This window comes from Lentzea flaviverrucosa, from assembly GCF_003350445.1.
In the GTDB taxonomy this organism is placed as follows: domain Bacteria; phylum Actinomycetota; class Actinomycetes; order Mycobacteriales; family Pseudonocardiaceae; genus Lentzea; species Lentzea californiensis.
The window spans coordinates 527,309-546,160 of the sequence record NZ_QQAU01000002.1; the positions used below are offsets into that span (position 1 = coordinate 527,309).

Consider the following 18,852-nt stretch of genomic DNA (forward strand, 5'->3'; position numbering starts at 1 on the left):
AGGAAGTCGTACAGCTCGATCGTGTTGCCGACCGCTGAAGCGGCCGCCACCTTGCGCACCCCCGTCATCGTTCCAGCCTGGTCGAGGGATTGACACTGCGCAATGGTCCGGTCACCCTTCGTCCTACGTTCCTGCCTTCCGTCCGGGACCTCGGGTTCGGGAGTGCACGCATGTTCATGCGGCATCACCCAGTCATCATCACAGCTGAGAATGTCCACAAGGGACATGTCCGGTAGCGCGGCATCCGCAAACCCAAGCCGTAGATGGAATTCGAGGTTCAGGCCGGGCGCGGACTCAATCGCGCGGAGTTCCTTCTCCGTCGACTCGACGTAGCGCAGGAGCGGGTGCACGACCGCCTGCCCCATGCTGCCCATCGTCGTCATGCCATCGCGCTGCAACTTTCGAGCAGCTCGGCCTGGCGGTCGTGAGGCTCGCAGCAGCGCTCAATCACGAACCGGTCGGTTGGCGGGTTGAACGCACCGGCGCCCACTGCCCACACCTCACGCCAGACCTCACGGCCGGAGTCGCCGAGCTTCGCAGGGTCGCGAGGAGCCCGACCGGCGTGGACCTTCGGGGCCACCTCGACGGACGCGACGGAACGGCGATTGCCGGATGGATCGGCTTTCGCGCGCGATATCAGCACCCTCTCAGAGCCAACTTATTACTGCATTTCGCCCAGTGAAGATGGACTATTCAGACAGATGCCACAATAGTGACGCGCATCACATATTAAGTGTGACTCACATGGAACACGCAGATCAAGGGCCGTGGATACCACAACTTCGGCGTCCTGTGGAGTGAATTTTCGATCCCCTGACTCGATTCAGCAGGGCCATTCAGTGGCTCTCGGTGATACTGTCATGCTGAAATTGGCTGAGTTGTCGCCCTACAGTGGTCACGTGCTCCTCGTCTTAGGCGTTTGCGCCATCCTCGTTACCGTCTTCCTCGGCCTCGCCGTCCTCTTGGCGATCGTCCTTCGAGGCACTGACTCCGCCAAGGACAAGAAGATGGTCCTGCTCGCGCTGCGCGAGCTGGTCGCAGGGACACTTGTCGCGGTGGCCCAACTTCCGGCCCGGCTCACGCAGGCGTTTGTGTCGATCTTTTGGCAGGGACCGCCTTCCGCTGACACGCAAGCACCCACGTCAGTCGCGCTGTCCTCCGGCCATCAACAGTTGCCGCGCACGCCCAACGCAGAGCAGCAGGCCCCGCCCGCCGACCCTGTGGTGTAGACGTTCGTTCAGTACCCGACGTACGCGGTGCCGTTTTGCACTCCCGGCACCAGAGACTCACTTCCGTACCGCCCGCGGGAGTGCCGCACGCCTGCGATGACGGAGTCCACCGGGTGGTACGTATCGCCGTATCCAGGCAGCGACCAACGCGTGGACGTCGGATCGATCGCCAATTAGGCCCTTACTCGATCGTTTTGAGTTACCGACCGCCGTGACGGGTCCGGCGTAGGGCAACCGCCGGGAAGTCGTACAGCTCGATCGTGTTGCCGACCGCTGAAGCGGCCGCCACCTTGCGCACCCCCGTCATCGTTCCAGCCTGGTCGAGGGATTGACACTGCGCAATGGTCCGGTCACCCTTCGTCCTACGTTCCTACTCTTCAGTAACGAGGTAGCAATGACGCGCCGAGTGACTGTCGTTTCCCTGCTCACGGCCCTGATAGCGGCAATGCTGGCACCACCCGCCAGCGCCGCCCCGCGGTACCGGAACTACGTCTCGCTCGGAGATTCGTTCGTGTCGGGACCGTTCATCCCCCTGCAGCGGCTCGACCCGCTGAGCTGTTTCAAGTCCACCCAGAACTACCCGTCCGTCCTCGCGAAGAGGCTCGGCGTCGCCAGCTTCACCGACATCTCCTGCGGCGGTGCGCAGACCAAGGACATGGCGGGTGTGCAGAGCGGCATCCCCGGCCAGTCCGTACCGCAGTTCTCCGCCCTCGAGGCCGACACGGACCTCGTCACCATCTCCATCGGCGGCAACGACATCGGCTTCTCCGACATCATCCTGACCTGCGCCGGCAAGAGCGTGCTCGACCCGAACGGCGCTCCCTGCAAGGCGAACTACGGCGACTCGCTCACCCAGCGCGTCGACGCCACCGCCGCCAAGGTGGCCGCCGCGCTCGCCGGCATCAAGCAGCGCTCGCCCAAGGCCAAGATCGTCGTCGTCGGCTACCTGCGCATCCTGCCGCCGTCCGGCGGGTGCTGGCCGATCGTGCCGATCTCGAGGGGCGACGTGCCGTACCTCGACAACGTGCAGAAGCAGCTCAACGGAATGCTCGGCGCCCAGGCGAACGCCGCCGGCGCCACGTTCGTGAACCCGTACGACATCAGTTCCGGTCGCGATACGTGTGCGGCACCGTGGGACAAGTGGGTCGAGGGCATCATCCCGACGAGCCTCGCGTTCCCGGTTCACCCGAATGCCAAAAGCATGGCAGCGGTGGGTGAGCAGGTGGCCGCCGCTCTCGCCGGGACGGAACTGACCGGCGTCTAGTTGCACGCACTTCCGGCGGTTTACACGATCCGGTGCTTACCGCTCAGTTGGTTGGAGTTCCGGGTCCTTGCCGCGCCAGAGTGTTGGCATGGCAAGGACCCGAATCTTGTTTGCCTGTCTCGCGCTCGCTGCCCCGCTCATCCCCGCGACGGCCCAAGCAGCGCCTTTGACAGAAGCCCTCCTCCCCGCCTCCGGCCTCGTGCTGTCGGTGCAGCCGGAGATGGGCACGCTCAGCACCACGCAGCTCAACTGCGAACCCGCAGGCGGACTGCACAAGAACGCCGAACAGGCGTGCGACCAGCTCACGCCCGTCGAAGGTGACTTCCGCAGACTGGAAGAGACCGGCGCGATGTGCACGATGGAGCTGAACCCGACCAAGGCCACGTTGCGCGGCAAGTGGCGCACCAAGAGGATCGACTTCCAGCAGGTCTTCTCGAACCCGTGCGTGCTGCGCGCGTACACCGGCAAGGTCTTCGACTTCTGACCCCCTGACCGCGTCACCGGTGTTCCAGCGCACCGCCGTCGCGCTGGAACACCGGTGGCGTTCAGCCGGTGGCCCTCAGCTGCCACCACCTAGGCTGCCGATCATGGGGGATTTCCTCGTCTACACGATCGGCTTCCCGATCACGTTCCTGCTGCTGGTCATGGGCATGTCCCTGGCCGCGCGGCGGATCCTCGGCCTGCGCATCGGCCTGATCCGCACCGCGCTGATGTGCGCGCTCGCGATGTCGATCGCGACGAGCATCTTCGGCGAGACGAGCACCGAGCCGTCCGCCGCACTCGTCACCGTGCAGCTCGGCCTGGCGATCCTGGTGGTCATCGGGCTGCTGGCGTTCGCCGAGATCATCGTGCCGACCGGCTCGATCCCGCCGCCCACCGAGTGGTGGGGCATGGCACGGCGCCGCCTCGCGCGGACCCGGCGGTACTCGCGGATCACCGCGATCGCGTTCCGGCACGGTCTGGGGCCCTACCTGCGCGGCCGGGAACGGACTTCCACGGGGCTCGCTCGGTCGCTGCGGCTCGCGTTGCAGGACGCCGGCGTGACGTTCGTGAAGCTCGGTCAGGTGCTGTCGACGCGCGCCGACCTGCTGCCGCAGGACTTCGTCGACGAGCTGAGCCTGCTGCAGGACAAGGTGCCGGCGGCGAAGTGGGACCAGGTCCGGGCGGTGCTCGACGCCGAGGTCGGCCTCGACGCGTTCCAGGAGGTCGACCCCGAGCCCCTGGCGGCGGCCTCGATCGCCCAGGTGCACCGGGCGGTGCTGAAGTCCGGCGCCGAGGTCGTCGTGAAGGTGCAGCGCCCGGACGTCCGCGCGACCGCGGAGGGCGACCTGGACATCGTCACGCGGCTCGCCGAGAAGCTGCAGCGCACGCGGTGGGGCTCGGCGCTGGGCGTCCGCGACCTGGCGGCGGGGTTCGCCGCGGCGTTGCGCGAGGAGCTCGACTTCAAGATCGAGGCCCGCAACATCACGACCGTGGCGGCGGCGTCGGACTCGTCCGTCGGGCTGCCCCACGTCCACCTGTCGACCCCTCGCGTCCTGGTGATGGACCGGCTCGTCGGAGTGCCGTTGCGCGGCGCCTCGGAGGACGCAGGGCTCGCGCGCACCCTGCTGCGGTTCGTGCTGCGCCAGGTGATGCTGGACGGCGTCTTCCACGCCGACCCGCACCCCGGCAACGTGCTGCTGCTCGCCGACGGCCGCCTCGGCCTGCTCGACTTCGGCTCGGTCGGGCGCATCGACTCCGCGCTGCGCTCGGCGTTGCAACGGCTGCTGCTGGCGATCGACCGCAGTGACCCGGCGGGGCTCACGGACGCGTTGCTGGAGCTGACCTCGCGGCCGGAGGACATCGACGAGCAACGGCTGGAGCGCGCGCTCGGCCAGTTCATGGCCCGCCACCTCGGCGCGGGCATGCGGCCGGACGTGGAGATGTTCGGCGACCTGTTCCTGATCGTGTCGCGGTTCGGCCTGAGCATCCCGCCGGAGATCGCGGCCGTGTTCCGGGCCCTGGCGACGCTGGAGGGCACGCTGGCCGTGCTCGCGCCCGGCTTCAACATCGTCGTGGAGTCGCGGTCGTTCGCCGCCGAGCAGATCTCTGAACGGCTCACGCCGGAGTCGGTGCAGCGGACCATGGCCGAGGAGTTGCAGGCCGTGCTGCCGATGCTGCGCCGGTTGCCGCGGCGGATCGACCGGATCACCGGGGCGGTGGAGCAGGGCCGCCTGAGCATGTCGATGAGGCTGTTCGCGGACGAACGCGACAGGTCGTTCATCACGGGCCTGCTGCACCAGGTGATGCTGACCGCGCTGGGCGCGACCGCGGGCGTGATGGCGGTGTTGCTGCTCGGCTCGACCGGGCCGCAGCTCGCGGCGGACGTCGGGCTGCACCAGGTGCTCGGCTACAACCTGCTGATCATCGCCGTGCTGCTGGGCCTGCGCGTCGTCGTCACGGTCCTCAGACCACGCGCCTAGTGCCGCGGTCGAGTCACTAGAACTGTCTGCGGTAGACGGACACGTCGTCACGCCACACCCCGAACACGTCCGGCGCGGACTGCACGACCGTCATCTCGTTGAGGTGGCCGAGCACCCTCCAGGCGCGCGCAACCGCTTGCGCACCCGCGTAGGCGATCGTGCAGAAACGACGCGGCTCGACGACCGTGCGCACGCGGTCCACATGACCGACGCTCATCGGCGTGTCCTGCCACAGGTCCAATGTGTACCCGGTGCGGATGGGGTCACCGGACCCCAGCACGCCCTCGATGCTGACGACCAGCCGGTCGCGTTCCAGCCTCAGGTCGTAGTGACCACTTCGCGGCGGAGTGCCCCCGGTGTACGCGGAGCGTGCCGGGTCGAGCACCCAGTGCCCGAGAAAAGGCACGAGATCGTCACTCATGTGTGTCCCTTCGCGGAACCTGCGCCACTGGCGGATTGTCCGGCGGATCGACGTGGGCGACCATCACCCGATGAGTTATGAGACGGGCGTTCGGTGGAAGTGGATACCGGCCGTCGTGCTCGGCTTCGTGCTGCTGAGCTGGATCGTGTTCGAGGCACTGGACCTCATCGACTTCGACGGAGTCGTGACGTGGGTGCGCGGCATCGACCCCGTGTGGGCGGCGGCGGCGATCTTCGCCCTGCTGGTCGTGGACGTGCTGCTACCCGTGCCGTCCACCCCGCTCATCGTGCTGGCCGGAACGGCACTCGGCCTGCCCCTGGGGCTGGCACTCGCGGTAGTCGGATCCCTGGGTTCCTCTGCCGCAGGGTACGCCCTGGGGCGGTTCGCGGGCCCGTGGCTGGTGCGCCGGGTGGTCACCATCGAGGAGCTGACCGAGATGCGGCGCTGGGGCCGTCAGTTCGGGCCCTGGTTCTTCGGGGTGGCACGCGGCATTCCGATGATGGCGGAGACGGTGTCGGTGTCCGCCGGGGTGTCGCGGGTGTCCTTCCGGACCTTCATGTCGTTCACCCTCGTCGGGACCATCCCCATCTGCGTCGCCTACGTGTTCGCTGGATCGCAGGCCGACACCGTCGAGCAGATCGTGATGATCAGCGCCGCCGGTTTCCTGTTGACGGTCGGCCTGTTCTACATGCTGCGCCGGCTCGTGAAGGCGGCGCCTTAGGAAAACCCTTTGCGCGGTGTGGTTGTATGAATGTGCGCCCGGTGCGCAGCGAAGGGTTACTTCGGTGATTACTCAGGTTCGACTCCTGGGGCCGGTTCCGGCCGGTCTCCGCTCACCCCGGTGAGCACGTCACCCTCCGCGATTTGATCTCGGGCGTCCAAAAACTCCACACCGGTCGGAATTAAATCGCTGGCCAGGTGTGGTTGCATAGAAATCGCACCCGGTGCGAAGCAGAAGGGTTACTTCCCTGTCACGGAATCACCTCTTCGAGGTGGCCAACCTTTCTGCGGTTTGATCTCGGGAGCACACAACTCCACACGTGTCCGGTGCGAAGCAGAGGGTTACTTCCACTGTTAATGGGCGGGTTGCGGGTTCGAGTCCCGCCAGACGGGAAACCGGCTGTAGCTCAAACGGCAGAGCAGCTACGTACCTTCCGCGATTTTGATCTCGGACACGTGTGGGGTTTGTGGGCTCCCTTTCTTGTTTCCTGAGGGGGGAAGAGCCGATGGCGAAGTTCAACATCTTCCGCGCACGTCCGGCGGGCACCAGCCCGGTCGCCACGGCGCCGGTTCCGACCAGCGTCACCTGTGAAGGTGGCGACGGCTACGCGCGCGACACGAAGTCCGAGCTGTTCCTGCTCGCCGTGTCGAACATGGGCGGCGAGGACACGTTCTACGAGTCCGGCACCCAGCGCGACAACCGCTTCGCCCAGCTCGTGCACAAGGCCGCCCTGTCGGATCCCGAGTGGACCGCGCGCCTGCTCCAGTGGCTGCGCAACGAGGCGAACATGCGCACGGCGTCGCTCGTCGGCGCGGCCGAGTTCGTCCTCGCGCGCCTCGTGGCGGAATCCGACGCCGGCGTCACCAACCGCGCCGTCGTGGCCTCCGTGCTGCAGCGAGCCGACGAGCCGGGCGAACTCCTCGCCTACTGGACCGGCCAGAACGGCCGGCGCGTGCCGAAGCCGATCAAGCGCGGCATCGCCGACGCCGTCCAGCGCCTGTACAACGAGCGCGCGGTCCTCAAGTGGGACAGCGACGCCCGCGGCTTCCGCATGGCCGACGTGCTGAACCTCGCGCACCCCTCGCCCGCAGCACCGTGGCAGGGCGCGCTGTTCCAGCACGTCCTGGACCGCCGCCGTTCCGCCGACGCCGACGTACCCGCCGACCTGCGCGTGATCGCGGCACGGCGGGAGCTGATGGCGTGGCCGGTCGAGCAGCGCCGCGCGCTGTTCGAGCGTCCCGACGCGGTCGACGTGCTGCGCAGGGCGGGGATGACGTGGGAGTCCGTGGCCGGCTGGCTGCAGGGACCGCTGACCCGCGAGGTGTGGGAAGCGCTCGCGCCGTCCATGGGTTACATGGCCTGCCTCGCCGAAGGCACGCCGGTGTGGCTCGCGGACGGAACGACAGCACCGATCGAGGAAGTCGTCGGTCGCAGGCTGCCGGTTCTCTCCTACGACAAGGCTTGGGACACGCGTCCGGTCAAGTACGGCGCAAACCAGGGACCTCGCGATCACTCAGTCGGCAACCTCGTCCCGACAATGCCATCAGCCTGGCTCGACACCGGCATCCGGCAGGTCATGACCATCCGGTTCGCGTCCGGCCGCACGGTCGACGCCACCGCGGATCACCGATGGATCCGCCAGCGTCGAACCGGGCGTCAGGCGTGGGAGTGGACCACGTCCGACGAGCTGCGACCTGGTGACCGCATCCCGGCTCCTCTCACCGCTGGTTACTTCGGCGACGAAGGCGACGCGTGGGACGGGTACTTCGTCGGCGCGATGCTGGGAGATGGCGGCATGACGGCGCTGACTCCTGAGTTTCACGGCGATCCCGACGACGGCGCGGTGGCGTTCATGCGCGAGTACGCGGCAAAGCACGGCTGTCGCACCTCCGAGACGGCGAACGGCCGGATCATCCGGCTGCGGTTCCCTTTCAAGCAGTGGAAGCGAAACCCGGTCACCGAGGTTCTGCGGGCCTACGACGTGTGGGGCAAGCGGTGCGAGGTCAAGGCGCTGCCCAACCGCCCGTTCAGCCGGGAGTTCTGGATCGGCGCGCTCTCCGGGCTGATCGACACGGACGGGTACGTCCGCGAGCGCATCAACGCCAAGGGCACAGTGCACGGCTCGGTCGAGTACGCCACCGTGTCACGACGTCTTGCCGAGCAGGTCTCCGACGCGCTTCTCCGGCTTGGTGTCACGAACATCGTCCGAGAGCGCGCGATACAGGTGAGCAGCGGCCGGATTCAGGGCCGGTACCCGATTCACATCGTCGAGGTGAACCGGGCCACCGCACTGGTGCGGCTGGCAGAACTGCTGGACCTTCGGATCAGTTACAAGTCCGCGAAGCTCGCACGTCTGGCGGAGTTGCTGGCGCATGTGCAGCCCGCCTTCAGCGAAATGCACGGTTACGACGAAGCGATCGCGCTGGACCGAATCGTGTCGATCGAAGACGGGGGTGAGCGTCCGACCTACTGCGTGACTGTCGAGCCGTCGAACGTGTTCGTGGCGGCCGGTCTGGTCACCGGCAACTGCCTGAGGAACCTCAGGAACTTCGACGAGGCCGGCATGTCCGACGAGGCGGCAGCAGCCGTCGCGGCACGACTGGCCGACCCGGGCCAGGTCGCGCGCTCGCGGCAGTTCCCGTTCCGCTTCCTGTCCGCCTACGAGGCGGCGCCGAGCCTGCGCTGGGGCCACGCCCTGGACCAGGCGCTGCAGGCGTCGCTGTCGAACCTGCCCGCCCTGCCCGGCCGCTCGCTGATCCTCGTCGACACCTCGGCGTCGATGACGACCGGGGCGATCTCGGCGCGTTCGAAGGTCACCCCGGCGAAGGCCGCGGCGGTCTTCGGCGTCGCGCTGGGCGCGAAGGGCGAGCAGGTCGACGTGGTCGGGTTCGCGGACGGCACGTTCCGGCACGACATCGCGCGCGGTGCGTCGGTCATCCGCGAGGTGGACAGGTTCCTCAAGCGGATCGGCGAGGTCGGGCACGGCACCGACATCGTCGGGTCGCTCAAGCGCACCTACCGGCGCCACGACCGCGTGTTCATCATCTCGGACATGCAGACGATGTCCGGGTACTACGGGCAGGGCGTCTCGGACGTCGTGCCGGCGCACGTGCCGGTCTACGGGTTCAACCTCGGTGGCTACCGGAACGCCGCGTACGCCACCGGCAAGGCGAACCGCCACGAATTCGGTGGCCTCACGGACGCGACCTTCAGGGCTGTCCCGCTGCTCGAAGCAGGTCGTGACGCGACCTGGCCGTTCTGACGGCGTGAGAGCTCTCCATGACGCGGAGAGCTCTCACACTTACTTTCCGTTAGCGCTTTGACCAGGTATGATGCCCGCATGGACTACAACGTGTTCGCGAAAGCGTGCCCGTCTCGTCCCACGCTGGAGCACATCACCGGCAGGTGGGGCAGCCTGACGCTGACCGCGCTCGCCGACGGGCAACTGCGCTTCAACGAGCTGCGCCGCCGTGTCGACGGCGTCAGCGAGAAGATGCTGTCCCAGACGTTGCAGGCACTGGAGCGCGACGGGCTCGTGCTCCGCGAAGCCCAGAACACGAACCCGCCGCGCGTCGACTACAGCCTCACGCCGCTGGGCCGCGAGACGGCTCAGCGGTTGTTGTCGTTGATCGAACTGCTCGAGGGCCGCATGCCCGAGGTGCTCGCCGCGCAGGCCGCGTACGACGCCCGCTGACCAGCTAATCCGCTAGTCCGGCCGCTTACGCTGATCGCGTGAGAGGTTGCGGACTTTGCTGGAGCCAGGCTGAGCTGGACGTGCTCGACGGCGATCCCGAGCTGGTGCCGGCCGTGGTCGTGCAGAAGTTCGCCTGGGAGAGCGCGGACCACTTCGAGCGTGACGAGTACGAGTTCGCCTGGCGAAGGCTCGGGTACCGCGTGGTCCAAGAGCTGGAACGCCTCCCGGACGACAAGCTGACCGCGGGACTGCGATGGGCGCGGTGGCCGAGCTGGCCAGAGGCCGAGCGGACCGCGCTACGCGCACTGATCACCGACCTCATCGTGCGTGTGGCCGGCGACCAGGAGCGCTGGTGGCAGCTGGACGAGCTGATCCAGGCCGCAGCGCAGCTGGACCAGGACATGACTCCGTGGTTGCGCCTCGTCGACGACTTCCAGGACGCGCTCGTCGCCCAGCTCGCCGAGTCCTACTCGATGTACTACACGCACAGCGACGGTCCCGTGCTCACCTGGATGACGTGGGACGACCCTGGAGGGCCGATCGTCGACTGGCTGCTGTCCCCCACGCTGCGCGACCGGCTGTCCGGACTGGACGACCGGAACGCGCAGCGCGCGTTGGAGCTCATCGATCTGATGGTGGAACTCAGCATTCGATGACGTTCACGGCGAGCCCGCCGCGTGCCGTCTCCTTGTACTTCACCGACATGTCCTTGCCGGTGTCCCGCATGGTCTTGATGACCTTGTCGAGCGACACGAAGTGCGAGCCGTCGCCGCGCAAAGCCATGCGCACGGCCGTGATCGCCTTGATGGACGCGACGGCGTTGCGTTCGATGCACGGGATCTGCACCAGGCCGCCGATCGGGTCGCAGGTCAGGCCGAGGTTGTGCTCCATGGCGATCTCGGCTGCGTTCTCGACCTGTTCGGGGGTGCCGCCGAGCACCTCGGCGAGGCCGCCGGCGGCCATCGAGCAGGCCGAGCCGACCTCGCCCTGGCAGCCGACCTCGGCGCCGGAGATCGACGCGTTCTCCTTGAACAGCACGCCGATCGCGGCGGCGGTGAGCAGGAAGCGCACCACGCCGTCGTCGGACGCTCCCGGCACGAACTTCGTGTAGTAGTGCAGGACCGCCGGGACGATGCCGGCCGCGCCGTTGGTCGGTGCGGTGACGACACGGCCGCCTGCCGCGTTCTCCTCGTTGACCGCGAGCGCGAAGAGCGTCACCCAGTCCATGACCCGCAGCGGGTCGGTGACGAAGTGCTCGCCCTCCAGCGACTTGCGCATCTCGGCGGCGCGGCGGCGGACCTTCAGGCCGCCGGGCAGAATGCCTTGCTCGGTGCAGCCGCGTTCGACGCACTCCTGCATGACGTGCCAGATGTGCAGAAGTCCTTCGCGGATCTCGGTTTCCGTGCGCCACGACAGCTCGTTGGCCATCATGATCTCGCTGATCGACAGGCCGGTCTCGCGGCAGCGCGCGAGGAGCTGGTCGCCGGTCAGGAACGGGTGCGGCAACGGCGTGGAGTCCGGTTTGATCCGGTCGGTGCCGCTGGCGTTCTCGTCGACGACGAACCCGCCGCCGATCGAGTAGTAGACGGCCCGCTCGACCGGCTCGCCGTCCGCGTACGCCTCGAAGCTCATCCCGTTGGGGTGCAACGGGAGTGACTTGCGACGGTGCATGACGAGGTCGCGGTCGTGCACGAAGTCGATCTCGTGCGTGCCGCCGAGCTTCAGCCGGCGGCTGGAGATGATCTCCTCGACGCGTTCGGCCGCGGCGGTGGGGTCGACTTCTTCGGGGAGGTTGCCTTCCAGGCCGAGGAAGACGGCCTTGGGGCTGCCGTGGCCGTGGCCGGTCGCGCCGAGCGAGCCGAACAGCTCGACGTGCACGCGGTCCACTTCGGACGCACGCGCGCCGAGCTTCTCGACGAACATCGCGGCCGCGCGCATCGGTCCGACCGTGTGGGAGCTGGACGGTCCGATGCCGACGGAGAACAGGTCGAAAACGCTGATCGCCACTGATCAGTCCTTCGTGGTGGTGGGGCGGTCAGTCAGACTTGGTGAGCTCGGCGTACTTCGCCGCCGTGAGCAGGTTCTCCGCCGAGTCCACGCGGACCCTGAACAACCAGCCGGCACCGTACGGGTCGCTGTTCACGACGGCCGGGTCGTCCACGACGGCGCTGTTGACCTCGATCACCTCACCGGTGACGGGCGAGAACAGGTCGCTCACGGACTTGGTGGACTCCAGCTCGCCGCAGACCTCGTTGGTGACGACCTTGGCACCGACCTCGGGCAGCTGGATGTACACGATGTCGCCGAGCGCGTCGGCCGCGTACTCGGTGATTCCGCAGGTCAGCGGGTCCTGGGTGCCCGGCGTCCAGTCGACCCACTCGTGCTCGACGGTGTAGAGCAGGTTCTCGGGGAACTCCACGGCGCGACTCCTCTGGCTGTGACGGGTCAGGAAACTTGCGCCCCCTCCGCCGTGCAGAGTTGCCTACCCCGGGTGGTCTTGCTGCCTGAGAGTGTGCGGGAGCTTGCCCCTTCGGCGCCTCGACCAGTTCGTCGAGGTCTCTCCCACGCGGGTTCTGGCGCTGGCGCGCCGCGGCCGGTGTTCAGTTGTCCGGGGCGAACGCTATGTGCGGCCCCCGCCGAGTGTCAACGCGGGACGGTCGAGCGGAACGCGAACGGAGCTCAGGTCGCTTTGTCCTGGATGAACAACCAGCGGGGTGGCAGATAGTGCGACCAGCACAGTGACATGACCTTGTGACTGGCCCACATTATGAGATGTCGGCCACCGAACGGAGGAGTCATCGTGCGGATCGCAGTTCCTCGCGAGATCAAGAACCACGAGTACCGCGTCGCTCTCACGCCTGCCGGTGCGCACGAACTGACCAGCCGCGGGCACGACGTCTACGTCGAGCAGGGCGCCGGTCTCGGTTCCGCGATCACCGACGAGGAGTACCTCGCCGCGGGCGCCAAGATCCTCCCGACCGCCGATGACGTGTGGGCGGAGGGTGACCTGGTTCTCAAGGTCAAGGAGCCGATCGCCGAGGAGTACCCCCGTCTCCGCGCCGGCCAGACCCTCTTCACGTACCTGCACCTCGCCGCCGACAAGCCGCTGACCGAGGCGCTGCTGGCGTCCGGCACCACGGCCATCGCCTACGAGACCGTGCAACTGCCGAACCGCTCGCTGCCGCTGCTCGCCCCGATGTCCGAGGTCGCGGGCAGGCTTGCCCCGCAGGTCGGCGCGTTCTCGCTGATGAAGCCCTCCGGTGGCCGCGGCGTGCTGCCCGGCGGCGTCCCCGGCGTCGCCCCGGCCCGCGTGGTCGTCATCGGCGGCGGTGTCGCCGGCGTCAACGCCGCCACCATCGCCGTCGGCATGGGCGCGGACGTGCAGATCCTCGACACCAACGTCGACCGCCTGCGCCAGATCGACGCCCAGTTCCAGGGCCGTCTGCGCACGCTCGCCTCGAACTCGTTCGCCATCGAGCAGGCCGTCCGCGAGGCCGACCTGGTCGTCGGCGCCGTGCTCGTCCCCGGTGCCGCGGCCCCGAAGCTCGTCTCGAACGCGCTGGTCGCCGACATGTTGCCGGGTTCGGTGCTCGTCGACATCGCCATCGACCAGGGCGGTTGCTTCGAGGACTCCCGCGCCACGACGCACGCCGAGCCGACCTACGAGGTCCACAACTCGGTGTTCTACTGCGTCGCGAACATGCCGGGCGCCGTCCCGCGCACCTCGACCTACGCGCTGACCAACGTGACGCTGCCGTACGCCGTCGCGCTGGCCGACAAGGGCTGGGAGAAGGCGCTCAAGGACGACGCTTCGCTCGCCCTGGGCCTCAACGTCCACGCCGGACTGCTGACCAACGGCCCGGTGGCCGAGGCGACCGGCCTCGTGCACACGCCGCTGGAGACCGTGGTCTGAAAGCCAACTGAATGACTGAGGCCCCCGCACGCGTGAATCGCTGCGGGGGTTTCGCCTATCCGCCGTTGCTCACGACCGCAACGCCTCCACCTTCGCCTTGACGCCTTCGATCACGCAGTCCAGCCCGAACTCGAACTGGCGCTCGAGCGACCACAGCTCGTGCTCGTCCAGCATCGCGACGTACCGGGGGTGCTTGTCCCGGTAGAGGTCGGCGATCTTGTCCATGTCCGGCGGCGGCGAGTCCATCCCGCCGCGGCCGATGAAGTTGACCTCGGCGATCGCGTACCCGTTGACGAAGCTGCCCACCGTGGAGATCGACTGGGCGGCGGCCACGGTCGACAGCCCGGCGCGCAGCATCGGCCCGAACATGGCGTCCGCGTACGCCACGGCGTTCGGGCCGATGGTGTTGAACTCCCCGATCCCGCGGATCCACCACGGGTGCTTGAGCGCGAGCTGGCGCAACTCGCGCATCATCGCGCGCACCGCGGTCTCCCAGTCGGTCTCGGGATCGGGGAGGGTGAACTCGCCGTAGACCTCGTCGAGGCAGAGCTCGATCAGCGCGTCCTTCGTCGGCACGTGCCAGTACAGCGACATCGGCGCCGCGCCCAGTTCGGCCGCGAGCTTGCGCATCGAGAGCTTCTGCAGACCGTGCGCGTCCAGCATCTCCATGGCCTTGCGGACGATCGCCTCCCGGCTCAGGCCGAGGGGCTGCCCGCTGCTGGGCCTGGGTTTGCCGAACCACACGCTGTCCACAGACCGATCCTAGGCACGCCGCAACAGCGCACTGGCCACAACACCTCCCAGGAACACGGCGACGGCGCCGATGATCAGGCTGACGCTCATGCCGTTCGAGAACGCCTCGCGCACGACCGTGACGTCCGCACCGCTGTTCAAGGCCTCTGAAAGCGACCGCGCCGGAACGCCGTCCGGCAGCGAAGCCACGAACCGCGCCGACAGCAACGCACCGAGCACGGCGATGCCGAACGAGGAACCCAGTTCCGTCAGCGTGCCCGACAGCCCGGACGCGATCCCGGCGCGTTCCGGCGGGATCGAGCCCATCAGTGCGTTGACCGCGACCGGCTGGGACACACCGACACCCACGCCGATGAGGATCAGCCCGGCGAGCGTCGGCGGGTAGGTGGTGCCGATGGACAGCAGCGCCACACCGCCCGCGACGATCGTCATGCCGAGCAACATCGCCTGGCCCGCACCGAGCTTCATCACCAGCTGTCCCAACGTGTTGCTGGTGACGAGCAACGCGACCGCCATCGGCGCCACGCGGACGCCGGCCTCCAGCGGGCTGTAGCCGAGCACGCCCTGGAGGTGTTGTGTCAGCAGGAAGAGCGAGCCCGCCATGCCGAACGCCGCCAGCACTCCCGAGGCCACCGCGCCGGTGAAGCGGCGGTTCCTGAAGAAGCCGAGGTCGAGCATCGGATCGTCGGTGTGCCTCTCCCACAACGCGAATCCCGTCATGGCCACCAGGCCGATCGCGACCGGCACGCCGAACTCCGCCGAGCCGAACCCGTGCTCCGGCACCTCGATCACCGCGTACACGAGCGACACCATGCCGATGATCGACAGGATGGAGCCGAGCACGTCCGGCTTGCGCACGGTCGGGTCCTTGGACTCCGGCACCAGCATCGCGACGGCCGTGATCGCGAGGACCGCCACCGGCACGTTGATCAGGAACACCGAGCCCCACCAGAAGTGCTTGATCAGCGCGCCACCGATCACCGGCCCCGCGGCGAAGCCGAGGCTCGAGACCGCGGCCCAGATGCCGATGGCCTTGGGGCGTTCCTCGTCGTCGAACAGCTGCATCAGCACGGCCAGCGTGCCCGGCATCAGCACCGCGGCGCCGATGCCCATGAACCCGCGGGCCGCGATGAGCGCCTCGGACGAGCTCGCGTACGCCGCGACCGCGCTGCCCGTGCCGAACAGCGCCAGGCCTGCCAGCAGTGCGCGCTTGCGGCCGAACCTGTCGCTGAGCGAACCGGTCGTGAGCAGCAGTCCCGCCAGCGCCAGCGAGTAGGCGTTGATCATCCACTGGATGTCGGCGGTGCTCGCGTCCAAGCCCGTCGAGATCGACGGGATCGCCACGTTCAGCACGGTGTTGTCCAGCACCACGACCATCACGGACAGGCACAGCACGCCGAGCACGGCCCAGCGCTGAGGGTGCGGGTGCACCACGGCCATCTCGGTCGTCGAAGTCATCTCTTTTCCCCCTTACGGTGTACGAGCAACTTACAGCGTACGAGACCGCAGGGCGCAAGTGGATTTCACCGCGAGAAGAAGGGTGCGAGAGAAGAAGGAGGGCGGAGGAAGGACCCTGGGGGGTTCGGGGGCGTCCCCCGACAAACACTGCGGGCTCCGGCGAAATTGGTCGAAGACCAATGAGCACCGGAGCCCGCCACGTAAAGGGCGGCCGCGCTCAACCAGCCTGGGGGTCACTGGGAGCGGGGCCGCCGTGTCCAAATATAGCGGGCCTTGGCACACGCCGCCCAGCACCCCCACCGAAACGCGACCCGAAAGTTTCCCCGAGTGGACCACTGCCCATGTCCCGCCCGTCCGGCAAACGAGTGAATTACCGCGATCACGGTGCGGCGAGCAGGGGGTTCGGCCGATGAAGACGGAGTCGGGTGTCCCTCGAAGGGAGATTCCATGGCTGAACCACAGGGATGGATCCACTGCCACGACCCGTTCGGGCGCGACAGATCGATGACCGTTCTGGTGGAGAACGACCGGGTCCTGCTGGTCACCCCGCCAGGCGAGACCGCTGTGATGTCCGCCACTCAGACGCGTCGTCTGGGCTCTTTGCTCGACCAGGCCACGGCGAAGATGTGATGGACGAGACCCTGCGCGACGCGGTGCTGCAACGCTTGGCACTGCTGGACAAAGTCGCGGAGCACGGAGAGGCCGAAGCGCTGGTTCCGTTGGCCCGCGCGGAGATCCACCGCCTCGCGGACGGCTGGCGGCTGTTGCTGACGGTGCACCAGCCCGACGAGGACGGCCGCTGCAAGGCCTGTCCCGGCTGGCTGCGCCGCCGCCGATGGCCGTGCCAGATCTGGAACATGGCGCACCAGCACCTGATCGGCGAGGGCCTGCCCCACCGCGAGCGGCGGCGGCCGTTGCGCAACCCTTTCACTCGATCAGGTGTTGTCGAACTGCCGGCGGAGACACCGGCCGAGATGACCACCGAACTGCCGGTCATGGTGGCCGAACAGTCGGTGGTGCACCGCGCGCCCGTCGTGTCTCGTCCCAAGCACGCCTTGCCGGACTGACGTTTCAGGCAGGATGGGCCGCATGCATGACGGCAGCGGCCTCATCGCGGTCCAGAACCTGACCAAGCAGTTCGGTTCGGTGACCGCGGTGCAGAACCTGAGCTTCACCGTGTCACCCGGCAGCGTGACGGGCTTCCTCGGCCCGAACGGCGCCGGGAAGACTACGACCCTGCGAATGTTGCTGGGACTGGTGAAGCCGACGAGCGGTACGGCGACGATCAACGGAAAGCCGTTCCACCAACTCGGCCGGCCAGGCCGCGTGGTGGGCGCGGTGCTGGAGGCGCAGGGGTTCCACCCGAACAGGACGGCGCGCAACCACCTGCGCGTGTACGCGTCGGCGATCGGAGTGCCGGACGCTCAGGCGGACCAGGTCCTCGGCCTGGTCGGCCTGAGCAGCGCCGCCGGCCGGAACGTCGGCGGGTTCTCGCTGGGCATGAAGCAGCGGATGGCCGTCGCCACCGCGTTGCTCGGCGATCCGCAGGTGCTGGTCCTCGACGAACCGGCGAACGGGCTGGACCCCGAAGGAATCGCGTGGCTGCGGAACTTCCTGCAGTCGTTCGCGCGCATGGGCCGCACCGTGCTGATCTCGAGCCACCTGCTGGCCGAGGTCGAGCAGACCGTCGACCAGGTCGTGATCGTCTCGCGCGGACAGACGATGTACTACGGGCCGCTGGAACACCTTCGCCAGCAACAACAACGCCGCGTCTTCGTGCAGCCGTCGGACGTCGGCGCCCTCGCGACGGCGTTGCAGGAGGCCGGGGTGCAGGCGCTCGAACAGCTCCCGGACGGACGTCTCGCCGTGTCCGGAGTGGACGCCAAGCAGGTCGCGGACACCGCGTTGCGCGCGGGCGTGTCGATCTACGGCATCCAGGAGGAGCAGGCCGACCTGGAACAGATCTTCTTCCGGCTCACCAGCGGCCAGTTCGCCGGCCACGCGCCGGCTCCGTACCAGCAGCAGCAGGGTGGTTGGGCCTGATGGGCGACCTCGTACAGGCGGAGCTCCGCAAGACCACGACGACCACGCTGTGGTGGGCGCTGCTCATCCCGACCGTGCTGATCGCGCTGGGCGGCGGCCTCCTATCCGGCCTGACCGGCCGGACGTTCGTCGAGTTCTTCTCGACGTCCGAGGCGGAGCAGCTCTCCGACGCGCTCGGGGTGACGCCGGACCAGTGGAAGTTCTCCCTGCTCGGCATCGGGCGGACGATCAACCTCGCCACGATGTTCCCGTTGATCTTCGGTGCGCTGGCGATCGCCGGCGAGGTGGGCACGCGCACCATCACGACGACGTTCCTCACCGCACCGTCGCGGGTGCACGCCATGGCGGCCAAGATGATGGTCTACGCGCTCTGGGGCGCGATCTACGGCCTCGCGATCATCGGGTTCACCGCACTCGGCATCGTCCTCACCAGCACCTCCGGCCAGATGCCCGACGCGGGCGGCTGGGCGATGCTCGCCCTGGTCTGCGTGCTGTCCTCGATCCTCATGACCCTGTTCGGCGTCGGCATCGGCGCGCTGCTCCCGAACTCCGCCGGCGTGGTCGTGCTGCTGATCATGTACTTCCTGGTGATCGAGAACGCCCTGCAGTTCGGCCTGCGGCTCTCGGGCGTGCCGGAGACGGCCGTCGGGTTCCTGCCGAACGGGTCGGTGGACGGGCTGACCGGTTCGGTCGCCGTCGACCTGTTCCTGGCCGACGCGGGGGTCGTGCCGGAGGAAGGCGTCTACTGGCTGCGGGTCCTCGCGGGAGCGGGTGGCGCGCAGGCGTGGTGGCTGTCCGGGCTGATCTTCCTCGCCTGGGTGGCCGCCGCGTTCGGTGGCGGCTGGGCCCGGATGACCCAGAAGGACATCACCTGACCTGCGGTTCCTGACGTCA

Annotated in this window: 19 protein-coding genes and 1 riboswitch; of the genes, 13 read left to right on the forward strand and 6 right to left on the reverse strand. The window is 68.0% G+C overall.

The genetic code is table 11. The features are described 5' to 3' along the window. Nucleotides 1-383 (reverse strand): hypothetical protein (locus DFR72_RS46255; protein ID WP_211335358.1); only part of this gene is annotated, 383 nt, incomplete at its 3' end. Nucleotides 384-860: 477 nt separating this feature from the next. Here DFR72_RS46255 and DFR72_RS08520 point away from each other — a divergent pair. The 4 genes from DFR72_RS08520 (at nt 861) to DFR72_RS08535 (ending at nt 4,955) form a co-directional block, all read left to right on the forward strand. Beyond that, complete coding sequence (locus DFR72_RS08520) at nt 861-1,229, forward strand: hypothetical protein (RefSeq protein ID WP_114773637.1); 369 nt, start codon at nt 861-863, stop codon at nt 1,227-1,229. Between the two features lie 394 nt (nt 1,230-1,623). Continuing rightward, nucleotides 1,624-2,493: an SGNH/GDSL hydrolase family protein gene (locus DFR72_RS08525; protein WP_090067403.1), complete on the forward strand. Its 870-nt coding sequence runs from the start codon at nt 1,624-1,626 to the stop codon at nt 2,491-2,493. Between the two features lie 166 nt (nt 2,494-2,659). After that, nucleotides 2,660-2,977, forward strand: coding sequence for an SSI family serine proteinase inhibitor (locus tag DFR72_RS08530; RefSeq protein WP_170176178.1), 318 nt, complete (start codon nt 2,660-2,662; stop codon nt 2,975-2,977). A 103-nt stretch (nt 2,978-3,080) separates the two neighbouring features. Next, the gene (locus DFR72_RS08535; RefSeq protein ID WP_090067401.1) at nt 3,081-4,955 is read left to right on the forward strand and encodes an ABC1 kinase family protein; all 1,875 of its coding nucleotides are present in this window, start codon (nt 3,081-3,083) and stop codon (nt 4,953-4,955) included. Between the two features lie 16 nt (nt 4,956-4,971). Here DFR72_RS08535 and DFR72_RS08540 read toward each other — a convergent pair whose 3' ends face one another. Further along, entirely contained in the window at nt 4,972-5,376 is a 405-nt protein-coding gene (locus DFR72_RS08540; protein ID WP_030476638.1) for a hypothetical protein, read from the reverse strand. A 70-nt stretch (nt 5,377-5,446) separates the two neighbouring features. Here DFR72_RS08540 and DFR72_RS08545 point away from each other — a divergent pair, with 70 nt between their 5' ends. The 4 genes from DFR72_RS08545 to DFR72_RS08560 all read left to right on the forward strand — a co-directional run bounded on the left by DFR72_RS08545 (nt 5,447) and on the right by DFR72_RS08560 (nt 10,447). After that, the gene (locus DFR72_RS08545; RefSeq protein WP_170176179.1) at nt 5,447-6,097 is read left to right on the forward strand and encodes a TVP38/TMEM64 family protein; all 651 of its coding nucleotides are present in this window, start codon (nt 5,447-5,449) and stop codon (nt 6,095-6,097) included. A gap of 505 nt (nt 6,098-6,602) precedes the next feature. After that, the gene (locus tag DFR72_RS08550) at nt 6,603-9,359 is read left to right on the forward strand and encodes an LAGLIDADG family homing endonuclease (protein WP_090067399.1); all 2,757 of its coding nucleotides are present in this window, start codon (nt 6,603-6,605) and stop codon (nt 9,357-9,359) included. A 78-nt stretch (nt 9,360-9,437) separates the two neighbouring features. Continuing rightward, the gene (locus DFR72_RS08555) at nt 9,438-9,791 is read left to right on the forward strand and encodes a winged helix-turn-helix transcriptional regulator (protein ID WP_090067398.1); all 354 of its coding nucleotides are present in this window, start codon (nt 9,438-9,440) and stop codon (nt 9,789-9,791) included. Nucleotides 9,792-9,829: 38 nt separating this feature from the next. After that, entirely contained in the window at nt 9,830-10,447 is a 618-nt protein-coding gene (locus DFR72_RS08560) for a hypothetical protein (RefSeq protein ID WP_143086796.1), read from the forward strand. Here DFR72_RS08560 and DFR72_RS08565 read toward each other — a convergent pair. Together DFR72_RS08565 and gcvH are read right to left on the reverse strand one after the other, a co-directional pair. Further along, nucleotides 10,434-11,798 carry an L-serine ammonia-lyase gene (locus DFR72_RS08565; protein ID WP_090067396.1) on the reverse strand — a complete coding sequence of 455 codons (1,365 nt, stop codon included), beginning with the start codon at nt 11,796-11,798 and terminating at the stop codon, nt 10,434-10,436. The two genes, DFR72_RS08560 and DFR72_RS08565, sit on opposite strands and share 14 nt — an antisense overlap. 28 nt (nt 11,799-11,826) lie before the next feature. Continuing rightward, nucleotides 11,827-12,210 carry a glycine cleavage system protein GcvH gene (gcvH, locus tag DFR72_RS08570; protein WP_090067395.1) on the reverse strand — a complete coding sequence of 128 codons (384 nt, stop codon included), beginning with the start codon at nt 12,208-12,210 and terminating at the stop codon, nt 11,827-11,829. 63 nt (nt 12,211-12,273) lie between these two features. Beyond that, nucleotides 12,274-12,366, reverse strand: a riboswitch (glycine riboswitch). Nucleotides 12,367-12,591: 225 nt separating this feature from the next. On the opposite strand from gcvH, the gene ald reads away from it, so the two are divergent. Further along, entirely contained in the window at nt 12,592-13,704 is a 1,113-nt protein-coding gene (gene ald / locus DFR72_RS08575) for an alanine dehydrogenase (RefSeq protein WP_090067394.1), read from the forward strand. Between the two features lie 69 nt (nt 13,705-13,773). Here ald and DFR72_RS08580 read toward each other — a convergent pair whose 3' ends face one another. Continuing rightward, nucleotides 13,774-14,457: a TetR/AcrR family transcriptional regulator gene (locus tag DFR72_RS08580; RefSeq protein ID WP_090067393.1), complete on the reverse strand. Its 684-nt coding sequence runs from the start codon at nt 14,455-14,457 to the stop codon at nt 13,774-13,776. A 9-nt stretch (nt 14,458-14,466) separates the two neighbouring features. Continuing rightward, a complete protein-coding gene (locus tag DFR72_RS08585; RefSeq protein ID WP_090067392.1) occupies nt 14,467-15,915 on the reverse strand; it encodes an MFS transporter in 1,449 nt (482 codons plus the stop codon). Nucleotides 15,916-16,362: 447 nt separating this feature from the next. Between DFR72_RS08585 and DFR72_RS08590 the strand changes: the two genes are divergently transcribed. Genes DFR72_RS08590 through DFR72_RS08605 form a run of 4 tightly spaced genes read left to right on the forward strand, consistent with a single transcriptional unit; the run spans nt 16,363 to nt 18,833 of the window. Beyond that, complete coding sequence (locus tag DFR72_RS08590) at nt 16,363-16,545, forward strand: hypothetical protein (RefSeq protein ID WP_045312139.1); 183 nt, start codon at nt 16,363-16,365, stop codon at nt 16,543-16,545. Then, complete coding sequence (locus DFR72_RS08595) at nt 16,545-16,982, forward strand: hypothetical protein (RefSeq protein WP_245982664.1); 438 nt, start codon at nt 16,545-16,547, stop codon at nt 16,980-16,982. Before DFR72_RS08590 ends, DFR72_RS08595 begins: the two co-directional genes overlap by 1 nt. Nucleotides 16,983-17,004: 22 nt before the next feature. After that, nucleotides 17,005-17,958: an ABC transporter ATP-binding protein gene (locus DFR72_RS08600; protein ID WP_090067391.1), complete on the forward strand. Its 954-nt coding sequence runs from the start codon at nt 17,005-17,007 to the stop codon at nt 17,956-17,958. Continuing rightward, nucleotides 17,958-18,833, forward strand: a complete 876-nt coding sequence (locus DFR72_RS08605; protein WP_090067390.1) for a hypothetical protein — start codon at nt 17,958-17,960, stop codon at nt 18,831-18,833. The genes DFR72_RS08600 and DFR72_RS08605 overlap by 1 nt, the downstream gene beginning before the upstream one ends. The last annotated feature ends 19 nt before the right edge of the window (nt 18,834-18,852 follow it).